The 22,230-nt window shown below is 59.1% G+C and carries 21 protein-coding genes and 4 tRNA genes; 6 read left to right on the top strand and 19 right to left on the bottom strand.

Annotated elements, in window-relative coordinates; all coding sequences use genetic code 11:
* Positions 1-539 precede the first annotated feature (539 nt).
* The 12 genes from J3361_RS12000 to J3361_RS11945 all read right to left on the bottom strand — a co-directional run bounded on the left by J3361_RS12000 (position 540) and on the right by J3361_RS11945 (position 10,789).
* Positions 540-1,505: a type II secretion system F family protein gene (locus J3361_RS12000; RefSeq protein ID WP_207964781.1), complete on the bottom strand. Its 966-nt coding sequence runs from the start codon at positions 1,503-1,505 to the stop codon at positions 540-542.
* 27 nt (positions 1,506-1,532) lie between these two features.
* On the bottom strand, positions 1,533-2,519 hold the full coding sequence (locus J3361_RS11995) for a type II secretion system F family protein (RefSeq protein ID WP_207964780.1): 987 nt from the start codon (positions 2,517-2,519) through the stop codon (positions 1,533-1,535).
* Positions 2,516-3,958, bottom strand: a complete 1,443-nt coding sequence (locus J3361_RS11990) for a CpaF family protein (RefSeq protein ID WP_186707166.1) — start codon at positions 3,956-3,958, stop codon at positions 2,516-2,518. Before J3361_RS11990 ends, J3361_RS11995 begins: the two co-directional genes overlap by 4 nt.
* Positions 3,959-3,961: 3 nt before the next feature.
* Positions 3,962-5,182 carry an AAA family ATPase gene (locus J3361_RS11985; RefSeq protein WP_207964779.1) on the bottom strand — a complete coding sequence of 407 codons (1,221 nt, stop codon included), beginning with the start codon at positions 5,180-5,182 and terminating at the stop codon, positions 3,962-3,964.
* The gene (locus tag J3361_RS11980; RefSeq protein ID WP_207964778.1) at positions 5,176-5,670 is read right to left on the bottom strand and encodes a TadE family protein; all 495 of its coding nucleotides are present in this window, start codon (positions 5,668-5,670) and stop codon (positions 5,176-5,178) included. The genes J3361_RS11985 and J3361_RS11980 overlap by 7 nt, the downstream gene beginning before the upstream one ends.
* The gene (locus J3361_RS11975; RefSeq protein ID WP_207964777.1) at positions 5,670-6,134 is read right to left on the bottom strand and encodes a TadE/TadG family type IV pilus assembly protein; all 465 of its coding nucleotides are present in this window, start codon (positions 6,132-6,134) and stop codon (positions 5,670-5,672) included. The genes J3361_RS11980 and J3361_RS11975 overlap by 1 nt, the downstream gene beginning before the upstream one ends.
* 8 nt (positions 6,135-6,142) lie before the next feature.
* The gene (locus J3361_RS11970) at positions 6,143-7,456 is read right to left on the bottom strand and encodes a TadE/TadG family type IV pilus assembly protein (protein ID WP_207964776.1); all 1,314 of its coding nucleotides are present in this window, start codon (positions 7,454-7,456) and stop codon (positions 6,143-6,145) included.
* A 71-nt stretch (positions 7,457-7,527) separates the two neighbouring features.
* A complete protein-coding gene (gene cpaB, locus J3361_RS11965; RefSeq protein WP_207964775.1) occupies positions 7,528-8,343 on the bottom strand; it encodes a Flp pilus assembly protein CpaB in 816 nt (271 codons plus the stop codon).
* A 15-nt stretch (positions 8,344-8,358) separates the two neighbouring features.
* Positions 8,359-9,687 carry an AAA family ATPase gene (locus tag J3361_RS11960; protein WP_207964774.1) on the bottom strand — a complete coding sequence of 443 codons (1,329 nt, stop codon included), beginning with the start codon at positions 9,685-9,687 and terminating at the stop codon, positions 8,359-8,361.
* 2 nt (positions 9,688-9,689) lie between these two features.
* Entirely contained in the window at positions 9,690-10,220 is a 531-nt protein-coding gene (locus J3361_RS11955; protein WP_207964773.1) for a prepilin peptidase, read from the bottom strand.
* A 26-nt stretch (positions 10,221-10,246) separates the two neighbouring features.
* Positions 10,247-10,441: a pilus assembly protein PilA gene (locus tag J3361_RS11950; RefSeq protein ID WP_027911504.1), complete on the bottom strand. Its 195-nt coding sequence runs from the start codon at positions 10,439-10,441 to the stop codon at positions 10,247-10,249.
* Positions 10,442-10,591: 150 nt separating this feature from the next.
* Positions 10,592-10,789 (bottom strand): Flp family type IVb pilin, encoded by a 198-nt coding sequence (locus tag J3361_RS11945; RefSeq protein WP_207964772.1) that lies wholly within the window; start codon positions 10,787-10,789, stop codon positions 10,592-10,594.
* Between the two features lie 300 nt (positions 10,790-11,089).
* Here J3361_RS11945 and J3361_RS11940 point away from each other — a divergent pair, with 300 nt between their 5' ends.
* The gene (locus tag J3361_RS11940; RefSeq protein WP_207964866.1) at positions 11,090-11,959 is read left to right on the top strand and encodes a response regulator transcription factor; all 870 of its coding nucleotides are present in this window, start codon (positions 11,090-11,092) and stop codon (positions 11,957-11,959) included.
* A 9-nt stretch (positions 11,960-11,968) separates the two neighbouring features.
* Here the strand turns inward: J3361_RS11940 and J3361_RS11935 are convergent, their stop codons facing one another.
* Entirely contained in the window at positions 11,969-12,400 is a 432-nt protein-coding gene (locus J3361_RS11935; protein WP_060741195.1) for an Lrp/AsnC family transcriptional regulator, read from the bottom strand.
* A 199-nt stretch (positions 12,401-12,599) separates the two neighbouring features.
* Between J3361_RS11935 and J3361_RS11930 the strand changes: the two genes are divergently transcribed.
* From J3361_RS11930 to J3361_RS11915, 4 genes are all read left to right on the top strand, one after another.
* A complete protein-coding gene (locus tag J3361_RS11930) occupies positions 12,600-13,313 on the top strand; it encodes a hypothetical protein (protein WP_207964771.1) in 714 nt (237 codons plus the stop codon).
* A gap of 97 nt (positions 13,314-13,410) precedes the next feature.
* Complete coding sequence (gene amrS, locus J3361_RS11925) at positions 13,411-14,895, top strand: AmmeMemoRadiSam system radical SAM enzyme (protein ID WP_207964770.1); 1,485 nt, start codon at positions 13,411-13,413, stop codon at positions 14,893-14,895.
* A complete protein-coding gene (locus tag J3361_RS11920) occupies positions 14,892-16,028 on the top strand; it encodes a PLP-dependent aspartate aminotransferase family protein (protein ID WP_207964769.1) in 1,137 nt (378 codons plus the stop codon). Before amrS ends, J3361_RS11920 begins: the two co-directional genes overlap by 4 nt.
* A gap of 61 nt (positions 16,029-16,089) precedes the next feature.
* Positions 16,090-17,346, top strand: a complete 1,257-nt coding sequence (locus tag J3361_RS11915; RefSeq protein ID WP_207964768.1) for a PLP-dependent aminotransferase family protein — start codon at positions 16,090-16,092, stop codon at positions 17,344-17,346.
* 230 nt (positions 17,347-17,576) lie between these two features.
* On the opposite strand, the gene J3361_RS11910 is transcribed toward J3361_RS11915, so the two are convergent.
* From J3361_RS11910 to J3361_RS11890, 5 genes are all read right to left on the bottom strand, one after another.
* A complete protein-coding gene (locus tag J3361_RS11910; protein ID WP_207964767.1) occupies positions 17,577-18,209 on the bottom strand; it encodes a LysE family transporter in 633 nt (210 codons plus the stop codon).
* A 250-nt stretch (positions 18,210-18,459) separates the two neighbouring features.
* Positions 18,460-18,535, bottom strand: a tRNA-Gly gene (locus tag J3361_RS11905).
* Positions 18,536-18,538: 3 nt separating this feature from the next.
* A tRNA-Glu gene (locus J3361_RS11900) sits at positions 18,539-18,614 on the bottom strand.
* A gap of 104 nt (positions 18,615-18,718) precedes the next feature.
* Positions 18,719-18,794: transfer RNA gene (locus J3361_RS11895), tRNA-Gly, on the bottom strand.
* Between the two features lie 2 nt (positions 18,795-18,796).
* Positions 18,797-18,872 (bottom strand) — tRNA-Glu (locus J3361_RS11890).
* Between the two features lie 373 nt (positions 18,873-19,245).
* Between J3361_RS11890 and J3361_RS11885 the strand changes: the two genes are divergently transcribed.
* Positions 19,246-20,004: a hypothetical protein gene (locus J3361_RS11885; protein WP_072345754.1), complete on the top strand. Its 759-nt coding sequence runs from the start codon at positions 19,246-19,248 to the stop codon at positions 20,002-20,004.
* Between the two features lie 158 nt (positions 20,005-20,162).
* Here J3361_RS11885 and J3361_RS11880 read toward each other — a convergent pair whose 3' ends face one another.
* On the bottom strand, positions 20,163-22,130 hold the full coding sequence (locus J3361_RS11880) for a methyl-accepting chemotaxis protein (RefSeq protein WP_207964766.1): 1,968 nt from the start codon (positions 22,128-22,130) through the stop codon (positions 20,163-20,165).
* Positions 22,131-22,230 lie beyond the last annotated feature (100 nt).

Below are 22,230 nucleotides of genomic sequence, written 5' to 3'. Positions count from 1 at the left end.
TGCTCGCGAAGGCGGACTGCCATTCACACCGCTATCGCGAGCAAGCTTTGCTCCCACAGATGTCCCCACAATGGGACTGTGGTGAACACAAGCCTCATGAACACCCAAGATCATCTGTGGGGAGCCTGCTCGCGATGGCCGACTTACATTCAACACCTAACTGACTGCCTCACCGCTATCGCGAGCAAGCTCGCACACAATGGTGCAGAGCCGCCGCAAGATGCCGGGGCCGCTACGCAGCCCAGCGGGAGCAAGCTCCCTCGCCACAGGTGCGGTGTTTCGATTGGAATGATCAGTAGGTAGATGTCAGAAAAACCTGTGGGAGCAAGCGCCCTCGCTACAGGTGCGGTGTGTTGACCGGAGTGATCAGTAGACGGATGCCAGAAAAACCTGTGGGAGCAAAGCTTGCTCGCGAAAGCGGACGGACGGTCAATACCTTGACTGACTGACCCACCGCTATCGCGAGCAAGCTTTGCTCCCACAGATCGCCCACAATGGGTGTGGTGAACACAAGCCTCATCACCACAAATAGGCGCGTTCTACATATTCCCAAAGGCCCTGAACACCCCGATCATGGCCGGCCCAATGGCGACCAGGAAGAAGCTCGGCCACAGGCAGAAGATCAGCGGGAAAATCAGTTTGGTGCCAATCTTGGCGCCCATCTCTTCCGCAGCCTGGGTCCGTCGGTCGCGAAACTCGTCGGCGTAGATCCGCAGGGTATCGGCCACGCTGGTGCCGAAACGGATACTTTGCGCCAGCAGGCTGACCAGGCCCTGGATATCCTCCAGGCCGGTGCGCACGGCCAGTTGCTTGAGTGCCTCGGTGCTGGTGATGCCCGCCCGGATCTGCGCATTGACCAACGCCAGTTCCTCGGCCAGTTCCACCTGGCTGACCGACATTTCCTCAGCCACCCGCTCAATTGTCGTCGGCAGGGCCAGGCCCGACTCGACGCACACCACCATCAGGTCCAAGGCATCCGGGAACGCAGCGCGCAGCCGGCCTTGGCGAGCCTGCTTGCGTTTGCCGACGTAGATCGCCGGGATCAACCAGCCAATGCCCGCCACGAGGGCCACCCCCAGCAAGCCAATGGCCAATGAAACCTTGACCATCGGCAGCAGCAACAACGCAACGCCCACCAGCAACAGCGGCAGCATCAGGCGCACGGCCCAGTACATCTGCACCGCCGAGGCAGACCGGTAACCGGCGTGGGTCAGCAACGTCTGGGTGGCGGACGTGTGGGCCTGATCGGTCGAGGCAAAACGCTGGCCGATTCGCTCCAGCAAGAGCTGCAAATTACCCGGTGCCTCCTGCCCTGCGCTGTTGCCGGCGTAACCGCGCTTGATCAGCGCCAGGCGCCGCTGCACCGGATCCTGCAAGCCCAGCACCAACAGCAGGAGCGCAACGGCCGTCAGCACCGTGCTAAGGCCAATCGCGGCGATGAACAACAGGCGGGCCAGTTCTTCGTTACCGGTGAACCGACTCAACAATCCGAGCAGAAAGTCCATGACTGAAACCTCTCGACGCAACAGCGCTTAAACCTGGATCCGGATGATTTTTCTGATCCAGAAAATCCCGATCAACATGGCGCAAAACGCGCCGATGATCAGCTTGTGCCCTATGGGGTCATTGATCAGCACCGGCATATAGCTGGGGCTGGTCAGAACGATGGCGATCGCCAGCACGAACGGGATCGCCACCAGCACCCAGGCCGACATGCGCCCTTCCGCCGACAGCGTCCTGATCTTGCGCTGGAACCGGAAACGCCCGCGAATCAAGCGGCTCAGGCGCTCCAGCACTTCGGTCAGGTTGCCACCGGTCTCCCGGTGAATGAGGATCGAGGTCACCAGCATCATCACCGTCATGCTCGGCATCCGCTCCAGCAGGCCGAGCATGGCCCGGCGCACGTCGTTGCCGTAGTTGATGTCGGAAAAGGTCATGCCGAATTCCTGGGCGACCGGCCCCTTGTGCTCCTCGGCGACCAGACGCAGGGTTTCGTTGAACGGGTGCCCGGCGCGCAAGGCTCGGCACATGGCGTCCAGCGCATCCGGCAAACCTTCCTCGAACGCGGCGAAACGCTTGTTGCGGTCCCGGAGGATTTTCAACACCGGCACCCAGGTCACGGCAAAGGCCGCCAGCAGCGCCATCCACCAGATCGGCGAGACCATCAGCACCAAGGCACCGGCCGCCACACCCAGGATCAGGCCGAGCAGCATGACCCGATACGCCCGGTATTCATGGCCGGACTGTTCGATCAGTTGCGTCAGGTTGGCCATGAATGGCAGCTGCTCCAGCCGCGCTTCCAAGGGTGACAGGCGCGTCAGGTATTTCTGCCGCAACACCGTCTGCATGTTGGGCAAGTGGTTGGCCTTCTCCAGCACATGCAGGCGCCCACGAATACGCTTGCGCATCCTGCCGGCCTCGCCGAACACCGGCACCACCACGCCCTGGGACAGCAGGAATACGGCGATGAACACCATGCCCAGGAACATCAGGATGAACTCGCTGGGGATATTGTTCATGACGTCCGACCCTCCATCCACTCAGGGCGAAACAAGGTCAGCGGCAACTCGATGCCGCGCTTGGCCAGCACATCGCGGAAGGCCGGGATCATGCCACTGGGCCGATACTCCCCTAGCACCTCGCCATGTTCACCGATGCCCTGGCGCGCGAAGGAGAAAATTTCGGTCATGGTGATGATCTCGCCTTCCATGCCGTTGATCTCTTGCATGCTCACCACGCGACGCTTGCCGTCTTCTTGACGCTCCAACTGGATGACCACATCGATGGCCGAGGCAATTTGTTGACGCATGGCCTTGATCGGAAACGTCGCCCCGGTCATCGATACCATGTTCTCGATTCGCCCCAGGGCATCCCGTGCGGTGTTGGCGTGAACGGTGGTCAGCGAACCGTCGTGGCCGGTGTTCATCGCCGTGAGCATGTCCATCGCCTCGGCGCCGCGCACCTCGCCGATGACAATGCGGTCCGGGCGCATGCGCAGGCTGTTGCGCACCAATTCTCGCTGGCTCACCTCGCCACGCCCCTCGATGTTCGAAGGCCGGGTTTCCAGGCGTACCACGTGGGGCTGCTGCAATTGCAGCTCGGCCGAATCCTCGATGGTGACGATGCGCTCGTTGTGGGGGATGAAACTGGAGAGCACGTTGAGCATGGTGGTCTTGCCGCTGCCGGTCCCACCGGAAATCAGCACGTTCAAGCGCCCGCGAACAATGGCCTTGAGCAGCAAGGCGATGGCCGGGGTCATGGTGCCGACCTGGATCAGGCTGTCGGTGTTGAGCAAATCCACGGCGAAGCGCCGGATCGACATGCTCGGACCGTCGATGGCCAGCGGCGGAATGATCGCGTTGACCCGCGAACCGTCCTTGAGCCGCGCGTCCACCAACGGCGAGGACTCGTCGATGCGTCGCCCCAGGCTGGAGACGATGCGGTCGATGATGTTCAACAGATGCTGGTCGTCGCGAAAACGCACGTCGGTGCGTTGCAGCTTGCCGAAGCGTTCGACGTAGACCGAAGCAAAGCCGTTGACCAGGATGTCGGACACGCTATGGTCGGCCAACAGCGGTTCCAGCGGCCCAAGGCCGAGCACTTCGTCGGTAATCTGCTTGATGATCAACTGCCGGCTGGCGGTACTCACCGGCGCGGAATGTTCTTCCAGCAGGCGCTGGCAGATATCGCGAATCTGCCGCGCGGCCTCGGCTTGTTCGAGGGCATCGAGCAATGACAAGTCCATGACCTTGAGCAGTTGCTGGTAGATCTTTTCCCGCCACTCGGCTTCCACCGGCGTGACCTGGCTGCGGGTTTCATACAGCACGTCGGGAATGGCCTGTTCCCAGGCCATCAAGGCGTCCGTCGGGTCCGGCAAGCTGTCGCCGGGCTGGGCACCCGCCGAGGTGCCAGGTTTGGCGGGCTGTTTGCGCAAGCGGTTACGAAAGTCGCTGATCATGGGTCATCCCCCGAAGAAACGGTTGAAGGCGCGTTTAAGCAGGCCCTTGTTCGTGGCCATCTGGTGACCGACCAGGTCTTCGGTCAAATCGCGCAGGGCGGCGGTGATGGCCGCCTTCGGCGCATGCAGCCCCAACGGCACGCCAGTGTTCTGACTCTGGCTGACCAGGTTGAAGTCATTGGGCAATTTCGACAGGTTCGCGCAACGCAGGGCCTCGCCGATGTCCTTGAGGCTGACGGCGGCGTTTTTGTCGTAGCGGTTGATCACGATCTGCAACTGGTCCCCGCGCACACCGAGGTCTTCGCGAAGGATCCGCACCAGAGCGCTGGCATCGCGCAGATGGCTGACGCTCTGCTGCACCACCACGTACACCCGATCGACCTGTTCCAGCACTGAGCCGGTGAGGTGATCGATCTGCCGCGGCAGGTCCACCACCACCCAGTCATAACTGGCGCGGGCCAGTTGCAACAGGGCATCGAGCTGCTCGGGCTGGGCGTCCTGGGGCAGGCACAACTCACCGGCCCGGCCACCCAGGACGTGCAGGGTCGGGCTGAAGTGGCTGCAAAAGCCCCGCAGCGCGACGCTGTCCATCTCATCGACCTGCTGCAGCACTTCCAGGTGACTGTGGGACTGCGCCACGTCCAGATAATGGGTCACGCTGCCAAATTGCAGGTCCATGTCCAGCAGCAGGGTATTGCCTGCCCGGGCGCTGAGCTGCTGGGCCAGGTTGCAGGCCACCAGGGTCCCGCCGGAGCCGCCCTTGGCGCTGATCACCGCGATCAACTTGCCTTCGTTGCCGTTGCCGAGACGGACGTCGGCCACCAGGCGATTCAACGCCGCCACCAACTCCGTATCGGCGATGGGTTCGGGCAGTACATCCCGGGCACCGGCCTGCATCGCCAGACGCATGCCCTCCTGCTCGCCCAAGGGACCGCACACCAGCATCGGCGGCCGTTCATGGGCCGGACGTTGCAACAACGCCGACAGCTCTTCGCGCCACAAGTGACTGACGCGCAACAGCAACAGGTCGGGCATGCGATCCAGCCCGTAGAGCGGATCGACATGCCCATTGCTGACCAGGCGCGTGCTGACCTCAAGGCCAGGCATGCGCTGGCAGACGCATTGCAGGTCACGCAGTGCCGTGGCATCGCGGCTGCTGATCAAGATTCGCAGCCCGGCTCTGCCAGTGGTGGTCGAAAGCGGATTTTCCCTGGTGTTCAGCATGGTGTGATCTCCGCGGAATCGGAATGACGCCCAAGGCTTTCGCGTGGCAACGTGGCCCGGAACGTGGGCAAGGTAATGGGCACGCCCAAGCCGGGAATGAACAGGTTGAAAACGAAGTTCTGCACGCTCAGCCGCACATAGCGGATGGCCCGAAACCCGGTGGTCCCGGACGTGTTGGTGGGGTTCGCCACCACGGCGCCGTTGACGTCCAGGTAGGTCAGCGCCAGGTTCGAAGTCGCCAGGTTGCTGATCAGCTGACTGGTACCAGCGTCCGTCGCCGCGTTGAAAATGGCCCGACGCAACACCACCGGGTCGCTGACATTGCACACCGCCGCCAGCCTCGCGCCACGGCGTGCCGCTTCATCCAGGGCATTGACCGTGAAATACAACCGGCCCATTTCCACCACGCCGAACAGCAGGATGAACACCAGCAAGCCGACGAAGGAGAACTCCACGATGTAGGTGCCGCCCATGTGCTTACGATTCATCACAGTGCCCTCATGACGGTGGTCGCCACCAGTTCGATGCCCAGCGCGGTGGACGCACCGAAAAAACCGGGGATCACCGTGCCGATCACCGGGGAGAAGGTGTGCTTGATGGTGACGCGCACATGATCGATGCCTTCGGTAACGACCTCCACGTCAGCCGTGGTCAACCCAGACACCACGGCGTCGCCGGCAGCGCTGGGCACGCCATACACCGCCACGTTTTTCGTCTGGGTCAGCAACGTGTTGTTCAGCGTGATGCCGCCCAGGGTGGTGTTCCACGCCTGGCTGGCGACGAAGCGATCGGCATCGCGGCTGGCCTGCAACAGCACGTTGTACTGGTAGAGCATCCGGCCGAACTCGCCGAAGGCCAACAGCAGCAACAGCAACAGCGGCAGCACCAAGGTGAACTCCACCAGCGCCACGCCTTGCTGGGCTTGCGGTGGTTTGAACTGAGAAAGTCCCATGACGCCTCCTACGAGTCGGTGCTCGGCGTGCCGCTGCCGTTGAGATAGGTTTTGTAGAGCTGGATGATCTGCGGGCCGGAATCGGTGGACGGTGTGGGACCGGGTACGTTGTCGCCCTCGCACTCCTGGACGAACTGGCCGAAGATGATCGACTCCGAACCACCACCGTTCACCGGTTGCAGGACGAAATAGCAGCCAAACCCCAAGACCGGAATCGACGTCGAGCCGCTCAGTTTCCCGGCACAATCGCCAATCACGATCTTCAGCATCCGGCGCTCGAAAACCCCGTTGCTTTCACAGCCGCTGGCGCCCCCCGCCACACAGGCGGCGACCTGGGCCCGCCAGTCGTTGTAGTCCTGTATCGCCTCGCCGCCCGCCGAGAGATCGCCGTTGCTCGAGGTGATGGACTGGCCTTTGTATTCTGGCCCGAGCTCATCGCTGTAGGTGATTGCCGGAGTGCCTGAGGACGTGACCAGGTCCGGTGGATAGTCCGAAGCACTGACCGGACCGTTGTAGACACCGAAACGCGTATTCAAGCCTTGGGACGTCGGGCCGGCTTTATTGCCCGGCGCCGTCTGGACGTTGTCGCCGACACTGCGGCAGACCGAGCCCCCGCCGGCCAGGTCCTCGCGGACCGCACTGCCGCCGGAGCCGAAATCCAGCAATTGGAAGTTGCCCGGGCCGATGGGCGAGGTGTTCCCCGCCGCCGTCTTCAAGACTTCCAGGTCGCCAAATTGATACCCCCAGAAGTTGCCGGCGGCCGGGTTGTATTGAGTGGGATCGCCACAGACCATCAACGGCGCCAGGTCGCAAGGCGAGGTGGGGCTGGGACCTGCCGTGGCAATCGCCGCCACGCGCTTGTTGCCCAGGCCGGCGCTGCCCATGGTTTGCACGAAGCTCCAGAAAAACCCACTCAGTTGGTAGCTGGCCACCGACACCCGCACGTATTTGGCATCGCTAGGCCCGGGATAGGAGAACGGGCCATAGACGCTGCTGGCCAGTTCCACCACGGCGAATGCGCCCGGGTTGCCGGCAACCGCAGTGGCCAGCTCGGTGTTGCCCACGGCGCTGGCATTTCTATTCAGCGTATCCAGGGCAGCCGCGCGGGTGGTGCTGGCCATGTTGATGCCGCCACTCACCTGGCTCAGGGTCTTGGCACCGCCCAAGGCGGCGGCATCCACCGCATTTTGCAGGCGCGTCTTGTTCAACAGCATGTGCCCGCCATCGAGGGCCAGCGCCGCCATCATGGAGATCGCCACCAGGGCGATCACCATCAGTACACTCACCGCCCCTCCCTGGCGCCGGATATTGGCATTCATCATCGAGCCCTCACCTACAACGTTTGAGGATCGGCATCGCCACGGCCCGCAAGGGCCTGGCATGGAGGGGTCATTCAGCGGACATTGATCACACTGCTTTCAACGCCGCGGATCAGCGTGACCGCCCCGCCTTGCGGCTTGGCGCTGCGCTGCACCACAGGTTTCGGCGTCGGGGTGGCTGCCATGGCGATAACTGGCGCCGGGGTGGGCGGCGCAACAGCCACGGCCTTTTTCTCCAGGTTCAACGGGTTGCGCAGGGCCAATTGCAACTTGCCTTCGGTCTGCGCGGTGACCAGCGCTTCGGCTTCGGTGGCGGACATTTCCAGGGTCACGGCCCGCACCACCACCGGCTGGGTCTTATCGGTGCCCGCCGTCTGGTCCACCGCCAGCACCCGCAGGTTTTCCAGGATGGTCCGGGACGTGGCGCTGTTGCTGCCGGCGTTGGTGGTCTTGGTCGCCAAGACATCGACCCGGTTACCCGGCAAGAGGAAGCCACCTACGCCGACCACATCGTCCACGCGTACCGAAATGGCCCGCTTGTCCGGTGCGATCAGCGAAGCCAGGGTGCTGCCACCCAGGTGCTCGCTCAGGCGCGCGCCCCGCACAATGTCGCCGCGCAGGATGTCAAACGTGGCGATCTTGCCCACGGCCTGTTCGCTGGCATCGAAGGCGTCGTCCGGGATCGTGTCCATGGGCATGCGCACGGTGGTGACTTGCTGGGCTTCGACCATTTGCCCAAAAGGAATTTCTACCGTCGCGACCACCACGCTTCGCAAATGATCATCGGGGGTCGCGTTGAGTCGCGCGCTCAGCCAGGAGTCAGCCATCCATGCGGCACCAAGGCCCAGTACCAGGGAAACGCCTATCAGCGGAAGCGTACGAGAGCTCATGTCGGTATCTCCAGATCAAAGGAAGTCGAGCTGAACGAAGTAGTTGTGCCAGGCCCAATCCAGCTCTTGCGGCGACAGGGGCCCGGATCCGCCCAGGTAACGCTGGCGGTCGAGCGCCATGTTCAACAGGTCACGGGGATGGCAAGGCACCAGCGGCATGCCTTCGCCGGCATACAACCGCTGCAGGACATAACGCACCAGCAGCGGGTCATAGGGAATGCCCAGGCGTTCGCACTCCTGGCGCCAGATACGTTCGTACTCCTCAGGCTTGAGGTAACCGAACTGGACCTTGTAGCCGATGCGCCGCAGGAAGGCCTCGTCGGCCAATTCGAGGGGATTGAGGTTGGTGGAAAACACCAGCACCAGGTCGAACGGCAACTCGCAATGCCGGCCGCCGCCCAGGTTGATGAAGTCGCGCTTCTCCTCCATGGGCACGATCCAGCGATTGAGCAATTCGGCCGGGGCCATGCGCTGGCGACCCATGTCGTCAATGATGAACAGGCCGTTGCTGGCCTTGAGCTGCAACGCCGCCTGGTATTGCCGGGTGAACGGGTCGTAGCGCACGTCCAACTGCTCCATGCTCAGCTCGCCGCCGGTGATGACGATCGGGCGTTTGCAGCACAGCAGCCGGCGGTCGATGCCTTCGTTGAGCATCAGGTTGTTGGTTTGGCCATTGTCATCCAGGCGCTGGTGCACCTGTGGGTCGTAGATCTCGATCACCGACTCGTTGATGACAATCGCGTGGGGCACCCAGATGGCTTCGGCAAACAACCGGATCAGTCGGCTGCTGACGTAGGTTTTGCCGGTGCCCGCCGGGCCGTAGATCATGATCGCCCGCCCGGAATTCAGGGCGACGCCCAACTGGTCGAGCATGCCCTGGCTCAGCACCATCCCCGCCAAGGCCTGGTTCATGTCCTTGGCGGTGATGCGGCCGTGGTGGATGGTCTGGATCTTGGTCAGCGAGCGATAGGTGCTCACCGGGAACGGCGCCGCGCCGATGTAGCCACTGCGGGCCAGGGCATCACGGGCGGAGCTGCGGCCGCGCTCGGTCAGGCCATAACGCAACGTCTGTCCGCCCGTTTGCCCCAACTGGCCCAGCACTTCGACGCGGCCGTCCTTGCGCAGGAACGCCAGGACTTCTTCCAGTACCGCGCCGGTCAAGGCCAGGCGCTCCACCAGCCGCGACATGTCCAGCACACCGCCATCGTGCAGGTGCTTGCACACCAGCTCACCGAGGAAGCTGTCGCTCAGGCCGGTGTCGCGAATCGTGCATGGCTGTGGCGCCAGGCGTTGCACCGCTTCCCGCTCGCTGGGGTAGGCATCGCTATCGTTGATGACGTGCATGACTAGACTCCCCAGCCGCCGGCAACCAGTTGCCAGTAGACGCTGTTCAAAGCACCGATCAGGATCGCAATCGAATAAGGAAAGGGTTTGCCGGCCACTTCATCCGACGTCGGCGCCAGGTAGGACTGGGCTCGCACCATCAACCAGTAGCGTCCCAGGGTCTGGAGCAGTTGGCCGCGGGCCAGGACGATCAGGAAACCGCACACACCACCGGCGATCAGGCTGAACAGCGCCGCCCACAGTGCGTAATGAAAAGGCAGGAAGCTGCCGACCATGGTCATCAGCTTGACGTCGCCGGCGGCCATGCCACCCACTGCGTACATGGGCAGGAACAAGCCGAAACAAATCAGCATGCCCAGCAGGCTGTCGCCCAGGCCAGCGATCCCGCCGGTATAGACCTGGCCAGCCAATCCCAGGGCAAGGCCCAACAGGACCAGCGTGTTGGGGATGCGGTGGCGACGCAGATCGCTCACCACCGCCACACCCAGCAGTCCTAGCAGTACTACCGTCGATACCAGCAGTTCCATGGACATGATGCGTCTCCCTAGCGTGGATATTGTTAGCAGGCGACGTCGCCATTGGCGGCTCGGCACAACGCACGGATCTTGGTATCCACGACACCACCCAGAAGGACAAATGCGGCGGCTACCAGCACGGTGATCAAGCCACCCGCCACCGCGTATTCAACAATGGTCAGGCCATCTTCATCTTTGGCGAACTTGCTGATCGAAGTTCTTATTGTCTGGAAAGTCATTTCATGAACCTCACGCTGATAAGAAATATTGCTAAAAACCTAGTGGAAGGGGACAGCGCGAAGTCCATTTGATTAATTCGTTGTACTCACAGCAAAAGAGTCGCAAGCGGTATTCCTTGAAAGTCACCATGTCCCCACGCAAGTCATCGCTTATACGCAGACTGCGCCGCCGTTGACCGCCTGGCACAGTGCACGGATCTTGGTATTCACCGCACCGCCCAGAAGCACGAACGCTGCGGCCACCAATACGGTGATCAACCCACCGGCCACGGCGTATTCCACAATGGTCAGGCCATCTTCATCTTTGGCGAACTTCACTACCGAAGCCTTGATTGTTTGAAGAGTCATTTCGCACACCTCATCGGGGTTGTTTATCAGGGGCAGTACATTGCGAACTGCCTGATGCAACCCTAGTCAGCGGGTGGTCATTGCCGTTAGGAGGATTTTGCACATCGCTAGGATTTTTTTGCGCCGAATGGGAAAGAGGCCGGGGGCGGGGAACTCGGTCCTCCGACAGCCCTACGCAGGCGTCCCGCGAGAAAATGACGCGAAGAAATTGGATTTTTATGAAAAATAATCCGGCGAAGTGATAGCACAGTGACAATACTGCTAGCTAAAGGGCAGAAAGCACCTGTGAGTAGTCGTCCTATGGCACCCAATCCGACTGGAAAGCCAAAGCTGTTTTGGTTCGATCTGACCCATGATCGGTCCACCCAGGAACTCGTCTCCCAGTTCCTGGACACCTGCGACTGCACGCTGGCAAAAAACGCCATGCTGCCCGGCGCGGAACAGGTCGACATGATCTGCATCCATTTCGACCGTCCGGACACGCCGGGCCTGCGACGCTTGCTGGAGATCAAGCGGACCGTTCCCGGCACCCCCATCACCATGTTCACCGTGCAGCACTCCGAGGAACTGGCGGTGTGGGCGATGCGCTCCAGCGTCTGGGAATACATGGTGCTGCCCTTGTCCGTCGCCGAGCGAAAGCGCTACCTCACCGCCGTGACCCAGCTGTGTGAGCTGCGCCGCACTACCGGTGGCCGGGGAAGAACCTCGCAAATCGACCACTCCCCAACCCTGCCGGACAGTATCCGCCTGACCTCCGGGCACCAGAAGCACCAGGCCCTCAGCCACATCATGCTGTACATCGACCAGCACTTTCGCGAAAGCATCGATCAGCGCGACCTGGCCAAGCGCTGCGGCATGACCACGTTTCGCTTCAGCCGGGTGTTCAAGGAAGCCAATGGCCTCGGCTTCACCGACTACGTACTGAACAAACGCATGAGCTTCGCCAAGGAACTGCTCGACAACAGCCAGATGCCCATCACCAGCATCGGCTATGAGGCCGGCTTCAAGGACCCGTCCTACTTCGCCCGCGCCTTCAAGCAATACGCCAGTTGCACCCCCAGCGAGTACCGTCTCGCGTACCAGATGCGCAGCGCGAGTCCTGCACCGGAACCTGCGGACGAGGAAGCCCTGGAAGCGATTGAGAACTTGGTGCACAGCCTTGAGGGTTGATATTCAGGCTCATGGGGCGAGCTTTCTTCTCTCGATTGGAATGGACAGGACAATGCTGGTCCGCGTCTCTCCGTACGCGTTGATTTTCGCGATGATGTCCTCGATCTCAGCCATGGACCTGGCGTAGATCCGGATCAGATAGGAGTCGTTCCCCGTGATGTGCAGGCATTCGACGACTTCGGGTATGTCGGTGAGCGTCGCGATCAATTTGGCTTTCGCCGGCTTGAGGGTAGTGATGCCGACAACGGCCGATATGCCGTAGCCCAGCTTGGTCGGATCCAACTGAGCGCAATAGCCCTTGATGACCCCGGAGTCTTCAAGTTTGCGCAACCTGTCGTTGGTGGCAGGAATAGAAAGCCCAGCATGCTTGGAAAGCTCTGTGATGGAAATGCGACCACAGTCCTGTACCTTACCCAGGATTTTGACGTCTATACGATCCATGTGCGTTTTCCCCGGTTCAAAGTATAAATTTTAATGAAAAGCCCGCATTTTTCATTAAAAAAAGCATGCACCAAAATAAAGCAGCGCGCTAGTCTATTCCCAGCCTGAAAAACCTGAAAAAGAATCCGGGCAATCAATAGCCCTACTCTTTAGCGTGACGCACACATAATAAAATATTCTCTCCAGGGATGGTGTTCGCATGGAAGATGAGAAGAAAAAGTGTGGAAAAAAGCCTCGCCCGTTGTTTCAGCATATTGGCACGCAAGTCCTAAGTCTCCGCCACTTCAAAAAAGATCAGTTACTGATGTACCTGATGGGCGTCAGTTTCTTTTCGCTGGGTGCCAAGTGTTTCATCATCAGTCAACTGGGTACCGATCCTCTAGACGTCTTGATCATCTCGATCGATAAAATGCTTATGCTCGGCATGGGTGTTTGTTCGGCTATCGTGTCGCTGTTCTTCCTGACCTGGTGGATGCTCTGGAACAAAAAATACCCGCCGATAAGCCCCTTCATTACCACGACGCTGACCGGGCTGCTGATTGATCTCTGGTCGTGGCTGGGGCTCGGAGAGTACTTGATCGTCAGGATGAACGAGTATGCGTTGTTGGCCTTGGGACTGATGTTATGTGCCTATTCATCCGCATTGATCATCATGAGCGGTATTGGCATCAGGATCATGGATCTTGTGGTATTGACCATGGTTTCCAAATGGAACTGGTCATTCACCAAAGCCAAAATGATCATTGAAATCGGCATCTTTTCCAGCGGTTGGCTTTTAGGCGGGCCGTTCGGTATAGGAACGATTGCATTCCTGCTGGTAATTGGCCCGCTTATTCAACCGTTCATGAATATGAATGCCAAGCGCTTTGCACTTAAGAACTATGGATTGATGAGCGCTTCATCCGCTTACTAATAAGAAACATGACTGCCCTATAGGGCGGCAGGATGGCTTCGCCTCGACTTTTTAAACCGACGCTATTGATGGCAACTTCCGTGATGAGGAGTGAAAGATGGACACTACAAAAAATAAAAACTGGACCTTGGAAAGCAGCCCGGCAAAATTGGAAGAAATACTCCCCGGGGGAGCCGTGAAGTGTCATCTTTCCCCGCGCAACTGTGTCATTCAGGAAGGCAAGGTAGGGTTTTGCAAAGTCCGCGGTAACCGTGGGGGCAGGCTCGTTACATTGAACTACGGCAAGGGCGTCCACAGCACTGAAGAGACGATCGAAACCGAAGCCGTTTTCCACTTTGCCCCCGGTGAGCGGATCCTGTCCCTGGGCAATATCGGCTGCATGCTCAACTGCGGTTATTGCCATAACTGGAAGACTTCCCAGGCCAAGTACGTCACCGACAAGGACGTTTACTACTACACCCCTGAGCAGGTGGTGGAAACCGCGCTCAAGCACGGGATACGGGTCATTTCCTGGACCTATAACGACCCCGTCGTCTGGCATGAATTCATCCTCGACACGGCAAAGCTGGCCAAGGAAGCGGGCCTGATCAACCTGTATAAATCGGCATTTTTCATCAGTGAAGAAGCCATCGATGAATTATTGCCAGTCATTGATATTTTCTCGATTTCGCTGAAATCCATTTCCCCGGAGTACTACCGCAAGGTCACCACCGGCTGGGTAGAGCCCGTCCTGGCGGGTATCAAGAAAGTCTATGACGCCGGCAAATATGTCGAAGTCAGCACCTTGATGGTGACCGACATCAGCGATGACGAGGAAACGGCCCGGAAAATCAGCCAATGGGTCCTGGATGAATTGGGTCCGAACGTGCCGCTGCACTTCGTCCGGTTCCACCCCGATTACAAAATGAGCAATAGCATCCGTACGCCAGTGGACAGGCTGTTGAAAGCCCGGGACGTGGCGCGGAGCATGGGCGTCGAGCACGTCTACCTGGGTAACGTGAATGATGTCGAAGGGACCAACACCAGTTGCAACCACTGTAACGCCCTGCTCGTCACCCGGTATGGCTTGAATGCCGACATCATCGGACTGGACAGCAAGGGATGCTGCTCCCAATGCGGGCATGATGCGCACTTCAAATTACTCGGCGAACACCAGGCGTACGCCCCTGTCGAGCTGTGCGAGGACGCGCTAAGCAGTTATGAGAAGCGCAAGTTCGAATGGCACGGAGACATCGTATCGCTGCACGCCCAAGTGCTGAATACCGAGGACTTCGAACAGACTGTCTACCTGCGTCGCAACTATACGGATGGGCATAACAGCGAGTGGAAATCCCTGACCTTGCGGGCCCATGAAAGCTACCGATTCATCATTGCCAAGGCACGCATCGATGAAACCGGTCCTGAGGTCTGGCTCCCCACCGGCGTGAACTCCAACCTTCATGAAGTCTTCGACAGGGCTCACTTCCCGACAGAGTCGATTGAAGAGATTGGCATTTCGCAAAATGACATCACCCCGACCGTGGGTTACGAGGGCAAGCAGAACATGTATGAACAGGTCATCAAACTGGTCAGCCAAGCATGAAAGTGTCGACAGAAATACTTCATATCAAGGTGGATGACCGGGATGCTCACCCTTCGGTGACGCCTATTTATCAGTGCAGCGCGTTCAACGCGGACTCGGCCTTCTTCTACTCAAGGAAAGCCAACCCCAATGTGACTGAATTGGAACAGGTCGTCGCCTCCTTGGAAGGCAGCGAATATGCCTTGGCCTACAGCACCGGGATGAGCGCGATCTATATGGTGTTGGAACTGTTGAAACCGGGGGCTTCACTGGTCATCAACAAATACATTTATGGCTGCTCTTATAAATTGTTCCAGCGCTATGCGGCACGTATCGGCGCGCACCTGACGATTCTGGACCTCACCACGGCAGAGGGCTTGAAGACCTTGCCGGCGAACGTCGACATGGTGATATTCGAAACACCGACCAACCCGTTCCTGAAAGACATCGATATCCATGCCGTCAGCAGGGCCGTCAAGCAAAACAACCCGCAGGCCCTGGTGGTCGTGGACAATACCTGGGCGACACCGATATTTCAGAAACCGTTAAATTTCGGCGCGGACATTTCCCTGTACAGCGCAACCAAATACTTCTCTGGACACAGTGATGTCATGGGCGGCCTGGTGCTGGTCAACAATGAGACGATTTATAACCGCCTCCTTGAGGGTCGCTTTTATTCAGGCACGATACTGACCCCCAACAGCGCCTGGTTGCTGCGCAGAAGCATGCAGACTTTCAACTTGCGCATGGAGAAACACAGCCAGACAACAGCGAACATGCTCAACTATCTGCGCGAGTTGCCTTTTATCGAGCATGTCTATTACCCCCGCATCGATGGCAAACAGTTGACCGGTTATGGCGGCATCGTGTTTGTGGATATTCGACCCGATCTGGTGCCTTTCTACAAAACGTTTACCAGCGCCCTCAAATGGTTTGGCACCGGCACGGGAATGGCCTGCGTGACCTCAATGGTTGCCCAACCCTTCAGTGGCAGCCACGCCTCGATGACGGATCAGGAAAAAGCGGACATGGGCATCGAGAAAGGCCTGGTTCGGCTGTGCTTTGGCCTGGAGGATCTTGACGACCTCAAGGAGGACCTTCTACAGGCATTCGAAACCATGGAAAGCAAGATCGATCAGAAAGATCCTGCGTAGCAGTGTCATCAAGAGCAACGAGCCTTCAATGGCTCGTTGCTTTTTTTTTGGAGCAAAGAAAGTGACCGGCGCATTCGAAAACACGATATTCGACGACCCCATCCTGAACGTTATCCACCTTCTAAATTCCATCGCCCAAGAAAACCCCCAGGCCATTTCACTGGCTTCCGGTCGACCCGATGATCAGCAGTGCGACCCAGCGCTCATCGACAAGGGCCTGGCCCACTACAAACATCATGTCGCCGGCACCGAGCAATCGCTGGCGACGCTGCTTTGCCAATATGGAAAAACCTCCGGGATCATCAATGAAACGATCGCCACCTATTTGCAGGTGGATGAAGGGATAACCGTCTCCAATCCTGAAAGCATCGTGGTGTGCCTGGGGTTTCAGGAAGCCTGCACCTTGACGCTCCTGTCCATCTTTGAAGGCGGTGGGGTGTTGTTGGTGCCTGACCCGGTGTTTTCCGGGATCACCGGCATCGCAAAACTGCTGGGCATAAAAATCGTCCCGGTCACCATGGCGGCTTTTCTCGATCCAATTGCCCTGCGCAAAATTGTTGAAGCACTTGAATCCAGAGGAGAACAAACCAAGGCACTTTATGCCGTTCCAGACTTCAGCAATCCGACCGCCGACAGCCTTTCCTATCACGCCAGGACAGCCATGCTTGCCTTGGCCAGGGAAAAGAACTTTTTCATCCTTGAAGACACGGCCTACCGCTACTTCAGGTACGAAGGCGCCGCCATTGCGTCCATGAAGTCCATGGACAGCAGTCGGGTGTTCTTGCTGGGCTCCTTTGCCAAATCGATTTTTCCGGGCTTGCGCATGGGTTATGTGGTCGCTCCGCAGGGCCCAGGCGTCGTGTCGTTCAACACAAGGTTGTGCAAGGCCAAGAGCCTGATCACCGTCAACACCCCTGCCCTGTGCCAAGCGGTCGTCGCCGGCGTGTTGCTCGAGAACGACTACTCCCTGAAAGGGCTGAACCAGCCCAGGGTGTTGTCCTATACGAACAAAAGGAACCACATGCTTGAATGCCTTGAGCGTGAATTTCCATTCAAGGTCGGCGCCCAAAGAACGGTCAGCTGGAATCACCCGACAGGCGGCTTCTTCATCAATGTGCAGCTGCCTTTCGTCTTTGGAGAATCTGAGATGCGCGAATGTGCCCAGCTGTTCAAAGTGATCGTCTTCCCGACCACTTTATTTTCGCTGACGAATGAGGCGGCTAACCAAGTCAGGCTTTCATTCAGCAATGCCACCGCCTCAGACGTCACCCAAGCAATAGGCCGATTCAGGGCTTATGTTGAGTCCAGGCTGCAGTAGGACCAATGCCGATCAGTTAAGCGAAATAAAGCCAGGCAGTAACCCTGTGGCGAGGGAGCTTGCTCCCGCTGGGTCGCGAAGCGGCCCTGTTTTTGGGGCTGCTACGCCCGAGGCGTCGGACCGGCCCAGCGGGAGCAAGCTCCCTCGCCACGGTTTGTGTGTTTGCCCGTGCTATCCACTTAACTGACAGGCATTAGGCAGTAGGACCTCTATTCATGCATCGCTTTCGATCAGGTTGCCGTAGCCAGCATGACACCGGTGGCGACCTGATAGGCCCCCAGAACGGCGATGGTCGCCCCTGAAAAGTAGTTGATCAGCCTTAGCTTCGATTCGGCAATCCGCGCCTTGAAAATCGAGGAGAACCCGCTTAACCCCAGCCACCAGGCCGCCGAGCCGAGGAAAATACCGGTCACCATCGGCAACAAGGCGTGCTGGCCGCCTTGGCCATTGGCCATGCCATCGCTCAACGCGGCAAATATCGCGATAAACGACAAGATGGTCATGGGGTTCGATAGGGTCAGGAACAGCGTGGTCGAGTAGGCTTTGAACATATCGGCCCGCTCACCCGCCATGGCGGTCGCGCCGCCTTTCGACCGTATTGTCTGATAGCCGATATAGGCGAGGAATAGCCCGCCAAAGATACACAACCAAGGTTTAAAGCTGATGAGCGTCGCGATGATCGCCGTGACCCCCAGGGCCCCGATGAATCCATAGATCGAATCGGCGGTGGCCGCCCCCAATCCCGTCGCGAAACCTGCCCTCCATCCCTGCATGAGGCTTCTTTGTATGCACAACAGCCCAATGGGTCCCACCGGGGCTGCAATGCACAGCCCAATGACCATCGATTTAACAAAAATCAGCATAAGTGCACCTCCAGAATGGGTACTGGAAGGTTAGGAGAAGTGCTTTTTTTTAGGAATGAACTATTAATCTTCCTTAAGGTTTTCCCTTAAGTTTTGAATGACATAGTTTCGCCTCACCTTCATTTTTAAGGTAAAGCGCTGCCAGTCTCCTCAGACAACGAAAATCACTCGTGATCGACACAAGAGCGCTGAAGAGCCTTTTTACGCGCATAAAAAAACGCCACTCATATGAGCGGCGTTTTTTTGAATTTGGAGCGGGAAACGAGACTCGAACTCGCGACCCCGACCTTGGCAAGGTCGTGCTCTACCAACTGAGCTATTCCCGCAAATGGCGTCCCCTAGGGGACTCGAACCCCTGTTACCGCCGTGAAAGGGCGGTGTCCTAGGCCACTAGACGAAGGGGACACACTAACTGAAACACATGGTGTGTATTTCAGTGCCCAAATCCGCATCCGAAGATGTCGGCTCTGGCTTCACTCAGCCCTGCCCGAAAGCAACGCTGTTTAAATTGGAGCGGGAAACGAGACTCGAACTCGCGACCCCGACCTTGGCAAGGTCGTGCTCTACCAACTGAGCTATTCCCGCATTGGCGTCCCCTAGGGGACTCGAACCCCTGTTACCGCCGTGAAAGGGCGGTGTCCTAGGCCACTAGACGAAGGGGACACACGTACAACATTCACTACTTAGAGCGTTTGGCTGAGTGCTTTACGCTGTAAGTGGCGCGCATTCTATGGATGGATTGAAGGGTCGTCAACCCCCAGATATAAATTTATTTAAATCAATGACTTCGCCCGGTTTGAGGGGGCGATCCACGCATTTCCATCGTCCAGTCTCTGACGCCTATATTTTGTCACCCGCCGAGACGCTATAGTCGCGCCCGGCAAATGATGGCAATGTGCTCCTACCCGGTTATGCTTCCTATAAACAGCACGACGCCCGTCTAATCGCGTCGCTCGGGCCTATGCGCTTAAAAGCCAAGCCACTACACTCATGACATGCGTACCCTAATAAAGAGGTCTTACCGGTGACACCACTTATGATCACCCTGCTCGTCGTAGCCGGGATCGCCCTGTTGATCGCCATTGGCTACATGAACCACGTGGTGGAAAACAACAAGCTGGAAAAGGCCCGCACCAAGGTAGAACTCAACGACCGCATGCGTCGCTGTGGCGAGCTTACCGAAACCTTTCCCGGGCAGTTGATGACCCCTGCCCTGAAGTTGTTGATGACCCGCCTTGAGATGAACGTCTGCCAGCGCTTGCTGAACCTGGAAAAAACCAATTCCGCGGTCAAGGCACGCCTGGACGAATTGAGCGCGCTGGCTGCCCAGGGTGAATCGATCCCGGTGAACAATCCGCCGGCACCGATCCAGACCGAAGCCAAGGCCAAGGACGTACGTTTTCTGCTCGAGGCGTTGCACGGCCAGATTACCCGCGCCGCCCAGGACGGTTTCCTGCCGCCCAACGAAGCCAAGCGCTGGATCCGCGAAGTGCGGCACATCCTGGTGCTGCTGCACATCGAGTTCTTCAACAATCTCGGCCAGCAGGCATTGCAGCAGGAACAGCCCGGGCAGGCCCGCCTGGCCTTCGAGCGCGGCGTGCAGTACCTGCGCAAGCAACAGGAACCCCAGGTCTACGCCGAACAACTGGCCTACCTGGAGAAACTCCTGGCCCGCGCCAATGCCCAGGTCCTGGCCAGCACCCAGCCGGTCGAGGGCGAGGTCAACCAGTTGACTGAGGGCTTGAAGGACGACGAAATAAACGACGAGTGGAAAAAGAAGAAGGTCTACGACTGAGATTAAGGGCCGAAGCGAGTTCCCTTGTGGCGAGGGAGCTTGCTCCCGCTGGGCCGGCCCGACACTTCGGGCGCAACGGTCCTTGAGCGGTGGGTGCTTCGCACCCAAACGGGAGCAAGCTCCCTCGCCACAGGTATCGCTGACGAGTCGCCACCGGCTTACAACCTGAAATGCCCCACCATTCCTTTCAACTCAACCCCCAACTGTGCCAGCTCGATGCTGGATGCGGCGTTGCCGCGCATCGCCAGGGAGGATTGATCGGCGCTGGCGCGAATACTGGTCACGCTGCGATTGATCTCTTCAGCCACCGAGCTCTGTTGCTCGGCCGCCGCGGCGATCTGTTGGTTCATCTGCTGGATCAACGACACCGCCGCCGCAATGCTGCCCAAGGCGCTCTCGGTCTGCAGTGCGTCGCTGACCGCCATCTTCACCAGCTCGCCGCTGCTCTGGATCTGCTGAACGGAGGCCTGGGCCGCTGAACGCAAGGCGCTCACCAGCCGTTCGATCTCCTCGGTGGACTGTTGCGTGCGCCTGGCCAGGGCCCGCACTTCATCGGCCACGACCGCGAAGCCCCTGCCCTGTTCCCCGGCGCGGGCCGCCTCGATAGCGGCATTGAGCGCCAGCAGGTTGGTTTGCTCGGCCACGCTCTTGATGACTTCCAGCACCGTGCCGATGTTCTGGATCTCGGCGCTGAGGCTTTCGATGCTGGAACTGGCCGACGTCGCCGAATCGGCCAGTTGTTCGATGCGTACCATGCTCTGGCGCACCACCTGCTGGCCGCTTTCGACCTTGTCGTCGGCCGTCTGCGCCGCTTGCGCCGCTTCTTCGGCATTGCGCGCCACATCGTGCACGGTGGCGGTCATCTGGTTCATGGCCGTGGCGACCTGCTCGGTTTCCTCTTTCTGGCTGCTGACTTCCAGGTTGGTCTGCTCGGTCACCGCCGACAGTGACTGCGCCGAATTGGCCAATTGCTCGATCCCGGCCTGCAAGCCGCTGACGATACTGCTCAGCCCTGCACCCATCTGTTGCATGGCCAGCATCAACTGGCCAATCTCGTCCCGGCGCGTCACTTCGACCGTGGCGCTCAAGTCACCCGCCGCAATCTGTTGGGCAACGCGAATGACGCTGCGCAGCGGCGTCACGATCAGCCGGGTAATGACCCACGCCGCGATCAACCCCACCAGCAACGCCAAGGCCGACGAACCGACGATCAGCAGCGAGTTCTTCTTCAATTCTGCCTGCATGGCCTGGTCTTCGGCACTGAAGGCCTGGTCGACCCGCGCCACCACCTGGTCGGCCCGCTCGTGCAGTTGCTGGTAGACGATTTTTTCCTTCGCCAGCAGCCCGGTGTACTCGGCCAGTTGCTGGTTGAAGCCAGCGATGTGCCCGGCCACTTCGTTCAGCACGGTCTGGTAACCCGGGTCCTTGACCGTGGTCTTGAGCGCTTCGGCCTGTTTCATCGCCTGCTCGGCCTGTTCAATGCTGCCTTCCCCGGCGCCCTCGACGGTACCTTTGCGACTCTGGTCCAAGCGAACCCGCGCTTCGTTCATGGCCTGCAACATCAACCGCGACACTTCGCTGATCTGGTTGGCCTGCTCGATAAACTCGGCGCCTTCCTTGCCTTCAGAGTCTTTCAACGTATAGGTGCCGTCATCCGCCAGCCCGGCCTGCAGCACATCGAGGTTGTTGGCCACGCTGGACACCGACCAACTGGCCATCTCCAGCGCCAGATCCTTGCTCTGGCTCAACCCGACAAATTCGTCGAACGCCTTGCGGTAGGCGGCCAACGCCTGCTCCACATCGCTCATCACCGGCACGTTGACGGGCGACTGCGCCTTGAGTTCGTTCGCCAGGGCCACAAGCCCGTCGACACCCTGGCGCAGGGCATCGGCCGTCTTGGGGTCGGAGCGCGACGCGTACTCCTGCTCCAGCAGCCGGACCTTGAGCAACCCGCTGTTGAGAGAGGACATCTGTTTGAGGCCATCGAAGCGATAGCTGATGGTCTGCAGCGACCAGACGCCGATGGCCGCGACCACAGCGGTCAACAGCAGCACCAGGACAAATCCGATCCCCAGTTTCTTTGCCATACCCAGGTTGGCAAAACGTCCTTGCACGGCCGAAATCATTGCGCTCAGTCCTCTGCCAGTGTGTGTTGATTGCAGATTCGCAACGAGACGCCCTGCAACACAAGATGCTGGCGTCGGAATAATGGCAAAAAGCTACAGC

The organism is Pseudomonas sp. OA65, assembly GCF_017498305.1.
Classification (GTDB): Bacteria; Pseudomonadota; Gammaproteobacteria; order Pseudomonadales; family Pseudomonadaceae; genus Aquipseudomonas; species Aquipseudomonas zanjanensis.
Note: the sequence above shows the minus strand (reverse complement) of the source record. Positions and strands in the feature narration are given on the sequence as shown.

Excerpts from the sequence above, each read along its gene's own strand:
- J3361_RS11955 (WP_207964773.1), bottom strand. The coding sequence starts at position 10,220 with ATGTCCATGGAACTGCTGGTATCGACGGTAGTACTGCTAGGACTGCTG.
- J3361_RS11920 (WP_207964769.1), top strand. The coding sequence starts at position 14,892 with ATGAAAGTGTCGACAGAAATACTTCATATCAAGGTGGATGACCGGGAT.
- J3361_RS12000 (WP_207964781.1), bottom strand. The coding sequence starts at position 1,505 with ATGGACTTTCTGCTCGGATTGTTGAGTCGGTTCACCGGTAACGAAGAA.
- J3361_RS11885 (WP_072345754.1), top strand. The coding sequence starts at position 19,246 with ATGATCACCCTGCTCGTCGTAGCCGGGATCGCCCTGTTGATCGCCATT.
- J3361_RS11995 (WP_207964780.1), bottom strand. The coding sequence starts at position 2,519 with ATGAACAATATCCCCAGCGAGTTCATCCTGATGTTCCTGGGCATGGTG.
- J3361_RS11970 (WP_207964776.1), bottom strand. The coding sequence starts at position 7,456 with ATGATGAATGCCAATATCCGGCGCCAGGGAGGGGCGGTGAGTGTACTG.
- J3361_RS11940 (WP_207964866.1), top strand. The coding sequence starts at position 11,090 with ATGGCACCCAATCCGACTGGAAAGCCAAAGCTGTTTTGGTTCGATCTG.
- cpaB (WP_207964775.1), bottom strand. The coding sequence starts at position 8,343 with ATGAGCTCTCGTACGCTTCCGCTGATAGGCGTTTCCCTGGTACTGGGC.
- J3361_RS11880 (WP_207964766.1), bottom strand. The coding sequence starts at position 22,130 with ATGATTTCGGCCGTGCAAGGACGTTTTGCCAACCTGGGTATGGCAAAG.
- amrS (WP_207964770.1), top strand. The coding sequence starts at position 13,411 with ATGGACACTACAAAAAATAAAAACTGGACCTTGGAAAGCAGCCCGGCA.
- J3361_RS11980 (WP_207964778.1), bottom strand. The coding sequence starts at position 5,670 with ATGAATCGTAAGCACATGGGCGGCACCTACATCGTGGAGTTCTCCTTC.
- J3361_RS11910 (WP_207964767.1), bottom strand. The coding sequence starts at position 18,209 with ATGCTGATTTTTGTTAAATCGATGGTCATTGGGCTGTGCATTGCAGCC.
- J3361_RS11935 (WP_060741195.1), bottom strand. The coding sequence starts at position 12,400 with ATGGATCGTATAGACGTCAAAATCCTGGGTAAGGTACAGGACTGTGGT.
- J3361_RS11960 (WP_207964774.1), bottom strand. The coding sequence starts at position 9,687 with ATGCACGTCATCAACGATAGCGATGCCTACCCCAGCGAGCGGGAAGCG.
- J3361_RS11985 (WP_207964779.1), bottom strand. The coding sequence starts at position 5,182 with ATGCTGAACACCAGGGAAAATCCGCTTTCGACCACCACTGGCAGAGCC.
- J3361_RS11945 (WP_207964772.1), bottom strand. The coding sequence starts at position 10,789 with ATGACTCTTCAAACAATCAAGGCTTCGGTAGTGAAGTTCGCCAAAGAT.
- J3361_RS11930 (WP_207964771.1), top strand. The coding sequence starts at position 12,600 with ATGGAAGATGAGAAGAAAAAGTGTGGAAAAAAGCCTCGCCCGTTGTTT.
- J3361_RS11950 (WP_027911504.1), bottom strand. The coding sequence starts at position 10,441 with ATGACTTTCCAGACAATAAGAACTTCGATCAGCAAGTTCGCCAAAGAT.
- J3361_RS11990 (WP_186707166.1), bottom strand. The coding sequence starts at position 3,958 with ATGATCAGCGACTTTCGTAACCGCTTGCGCAAACAGCCCGCCAAACCT.
- J3361_RS11975 (WP_207964777.1), bottom strand. The coding sequence starts at position 6,134 with ATGGGACTTTCTCAGTTCAAACCACCGCAAGCCCAGCAAGGCGTGGCG.